Annotated in this window: 5 protein-coding genes; 1 reads left to right on the forward strand and 4 read right to left on the reverse strand. The window is 74.9% G+C overall.

Annotation, left to right across the window (positions count from 1 at the left end):
- The coding region (locus tag HMPREF3105_RS12295; protein ID WP_141762548.1) for a histidine phosphatase family protein at nt 1-181 on the reverse strand (181 nt) is incomplete at its 3' end.
- A 125-nt stretch (nt 182-306) separates the two neighbouring features.
- On the opposite strand from HMPREF3105_RS12295, the gene HMPREF3105_RS12300 reads away from it, so the two are divergent.
- Entirely contained in the window at nt 307-1,032 is a 726-nt protein-coding gene (locus HMPREF3105_RS12300; protein WP_070709878.1) for a Bax inhibitor 1 family protein, read from the forward strand.
- A gap of 6 nt (nt 1,033-1,038) precedes the next feature.
- Here the strand turns inward: HMPREF3105_RS12300 and HMPREF3105_RS12305 are convergent, their stop codons facing one another.
- From HMPREF3105_RS12305 to HMPREF3105_RS12310, 3 genes are all read right to left on the reverse strand, one after another.
- Complete coding sequence (locus tag HMPREF3105_RS12305) at nt 1,039-1,308, reverse strand: glutaredoxin family protein (RefSeq protein WP_070709880.1); 270 nt, start codon at nt 1,306-1,308, stop codon at nt 1,039-1,041.
- A gap of 95 nt (nt 1,309-1,403) precedes the next feature.
- Nucleotides 1,404-1,502, reverse strand: coding sequence for a 30S ribosomal protein bS22 (locus HMPREF3105_RS12765; protein WP_005504750.1), 99 nt, complete (start codon nt 1,500-1,502; stop codon nt 1,404-1,406).
- A gap of 163 nt (nt 1,503-1,665) precedes the next feature.
- Nucleotides 1,666-2,919, reverse strand: a complete 1,254-nt coding sequence (locus HMPREF3105_RS12310) for an acetoin utilization protein AcuC (protein ID WP_070709881.1) — start codon at nt 2,917-2,919, stop codon at nt 1,666-1,668.
- Nucleotides 2,920-3,112 lie beyond the last annotated feature (193 nt).

The following is a 3,112-nucleotide window of genomic DNA, read 5'->3' on the forward strand; positions in this document are numbered from 1 at the left end:
CGACGACGGCGGGCGCCCGGCCGGTCTGCGCGGCGCGCTCCGCGAACCACGCGGCCACGCCCCGGGCCATCTCGTGGCCGAGCTCCGAGAGCCCGAACTCCGGCAGGCGGCCGTAGAGGACACGATCGGGGTTGTGGACTTCTCCGTGGCGGACCAGGTGGACGGTGGCGAGCGTCTGCATGGGGCCAGTCTGGCAGAGGCGGACCGGTGGCCCCGGCGGTAGCGTGGGGCACAGCTCGGCGCGACCGCGCCGCCACCCCCGTCCGCACCGAGGCGCCGCGAGCGTCGGCGTCGCTAGGAGGCCCCATGTCCGGCACCTCGCCCACCGATCCCCACGGCAGCCAGAACCCGTACGGCACCGCCCCGCAGGGGCCGACCCCGGGCTCCCCTGACCCGGCGGGCGCGAGCCCGTACGGCCAGAACCCCTACGGCGCACCGCCGGCGACTCCGTACGGCGCCCCGGGCCAGACGGGGATGTCCCAGGCCCCCTCCCCCCACGGCCCGGCCGGCTGGCAGCCTCCCGGCCCGGTCGAGCTGCCCCCGCGGCCGCGTTCCCTGACGGCCGCGTTCTGGCTGATCGTCTCGGGCGGCCTCCTGCTGCTGGCGACGACCCTGCTGGCGGCCTTCGCCCTCACCCAGCCGGAAGGCCAGGCCGCGATCCAGCAGGAGCTGGACCGGTCCGTCGAGCAGATGGATCTGCCCGCCGACCAGGCGGAGCAGATGCGCGCCATGATGGACGGGATGCTCCCGACCCTCGCCACGACGGCGGCCGTGTTCGGCGTGCTCGCGTTCCTCGTCTACCTGTGGGTGGCGTTCGCGATCCGCGGCGGCTCGCGCGCCGCGCGCATCGTCGGAACGGTGCTGGCGGCCCTGTCCGTGCTGGTGCTGGTCTCCAACGCCGTGATGGGGGCGTTCAGCCCGCTGGACCTGGTGTGGGTGGGCCTCGGCGTCGCCGGCATCGTGCTCGCCTACCGCCCGGACGCCACGGAGTACATGCGGCTGAAGGCCTGGCAGCGCTTCGCGCGCCGCTGAGCCCGCTCAGACCCGCGGGGCGTCCAGGAGACGGCCCAGGCGGGCCGGGTCCACGCGCCAGAAGTCGCGCTGGACGCCGTCGACGAACAGCACGGGCACCTCGTCCGCGAACCGCTCGAGCAGGGCCGGGTGCGCGGCGCCGTCGACGGCCTCCCAGGCCTCGCCCCGCGCGTCGCACACCTGCGCCACCGTGGCCTCGGCCTCGGCGCACAGGTGACAGCCGGGCTTCACGAGCAGCTGGACGCGGGCGGTGGCGGCGGGCAGGTCGGCGGTCATGGCCCCACTCTACGGATCGCCGTCCACGACGAAGCCGCCGTCCCCCCGGAAGGGGACGGCGGCTTCGTCTCGTCAGCGCCCGGAGGGCGCGGGCGTCACTTCTTGTTGCGACGCTGGTGACGGGTCTTGCGAAGCAGCTTGCGGTGCTTCTTCTTCGACATGCGCTTGCGGCGCTTCTTGATCACAGATCCCATGGGGACTCCTTGAATCGGGGCGAGGGTCGGCGGTCGTGGGACCGCAGGCATCCGGGGCGCCGGACACGCCGACCCGCATTCCACCGGATGTGGAACGCCTGGAAACGTTCTCGGCCACAATACCGGCCGCACGGGCCGCGGTCGAACCGGGACGCGGGCCGGCTCAGTCGAACCAGGAGTCCAGCCCGTGCAGCGGGAACACCTCGCGGCGCGTGGCCATGATCGACTGGTCCACCGGGTCGGCCGGGTCGTAGCCCACCCCCCCCGAGCGCCACCACACGTCCGCGTCCTCGCCCATCACGGTGGGGATCCGCTCGGCGTCGTCCCCCACGTGCACGGACATGTCCCCGGTCAGCTCGTCCGCGGTGAGGGCCCGGACGTGCTCGATCCAGGCGGCGGGGATCTCGCTCTTCACCGGGATCGGGGTCTGCAGGACGGCGGCGGTCAGGTGGGCCCACGCGCGCGGCACCACCCGCAGCGGGTTGTAGCCGCCACCCCCGGTGGCCAGCCACCGGCCGTGCGCGAACCGGTCGGCCCAGTCGCCGACGTCGAACGCGAGCTGGCGCTGGCCGTCCACGGTCAGCCGCAGGTCGGCGAGCGGGTCCGTGAGGTGGCCGTCGCAGCCGTGCTGGCTGACCAGCACGTCCGGGGCGAACGCCTGCAGCAGCGGCGGGACCACGGCGTGGGCGGCGCGCAGGAAGCCGGCGTCGCCGGTGCGCGGGGGCAGCGCGACGTTCACCGCCGTGCCCTGGGCGGCCGCGCCGCCGATCTCATTGGCGAAGCCCGTGCCCGGGAACAGGCTGATGCCCGTCTCGTGCAGGGAGATGGTGAGCACGCGGGGGTCGTCGTAGAAGACCGACTGCGTGCCGTCGCCGTGGTGCGCGTCCACGTCGACGTAGGCCACGCGCTCCGCGCCGAGGTCCAGCAGGCGCTGGATGGCCACGGCGCAGTCGTTGTAGATGCAGAACCCGGACGCCGAGGACCGGGCGGCGTGGTGCATGCCGCCCGCGAAGTTCACGGCGCGGTCCACCTCGCCGGACCAGATCGCCTCCGCGGCCACGAGGGAGCCGCCCGCGATCCGGGCGGCGGACTCGTGCAGGTCCGGGAACACGGGACAGTCCTCGGTGCCCAGGCCGAAGCGGCCGTCCTCGGCCGACGACGTCGCCGCGGCCCGGCGGACGGCGGCGACGTACTCGGGGTCGTGGACGAGGGCGAGCTGCTCGTCCGTGGCCACGGGCGGCTCCACGATCCGCACGTGGGGCGCGTCCAACAGGCCGAACGCCTCCACGAGCCGGTGCGTGAGGTCCAGCCGCAGGGGCGCCATCGGGTGCTCCGCGCTGAACCGGTAGCGGAGCAGGCTGGAGTCCCACACCACAGCGGCGGGGGTGGGAGCGGGAGGGGCGGACGTGGTGCTCATCACGGTCCAGCCTAGGGCTCCGGGCGGCACGGTGGCGACGATCGCCTCGGATGTCTCGCCCGCGTGACGCGCGGGCCACGGGGCGCGCGATACTGGGAGCCGGTCCGTTCCCCGTCCCCGTGCAGGAGGTGCCCCGTGGCAGGTCCCCGTCCGACCCCGCACGCCCGCCGCCGCGGCGGGGTGCGCCGGCCCG

This window comes from Micrococcus sp. HMSC31B01, from assembly GCF_001816085.1.
GTDB lineage: Bacteria > Actinomycetota > Actinomycetes > Actinomycetales > Micrococcaceae > Micrococcus > Micrococcus luteus.

Coding starts and splice junctions, on each gene's coding strand:
- HMPREF3105_RS12300 (WP_070709878.1), top strand. CDS start 307: ATGTCCGGCACCTCGCCCACCGATCCCCACGGCAGCCAGAACCCGTAC.
- HMPREF3105_RS12305 (WP_070709880.1), bottom strand. CDS start 1,308: ATGACCGCCGACCTGCCCGCCGCCACCGCCCGCGTCCAGCTGCTCGTG.
- HMPREF3105_RS12765 (WP_005504750.1), bottom strand. CDS start 1,502: ATGGGATCTGTGATCAAGAAGCGCCGCAAGCGCATGTCGAAGAAGAAG.
- HMPREF3105_RS12310 (WP_070709881.1), bottom strand. CDS start 2,919: ATGAGCACCACGTCCGCCCCTCCCGCTCCCACCCCCGCCGCTGTGGTG.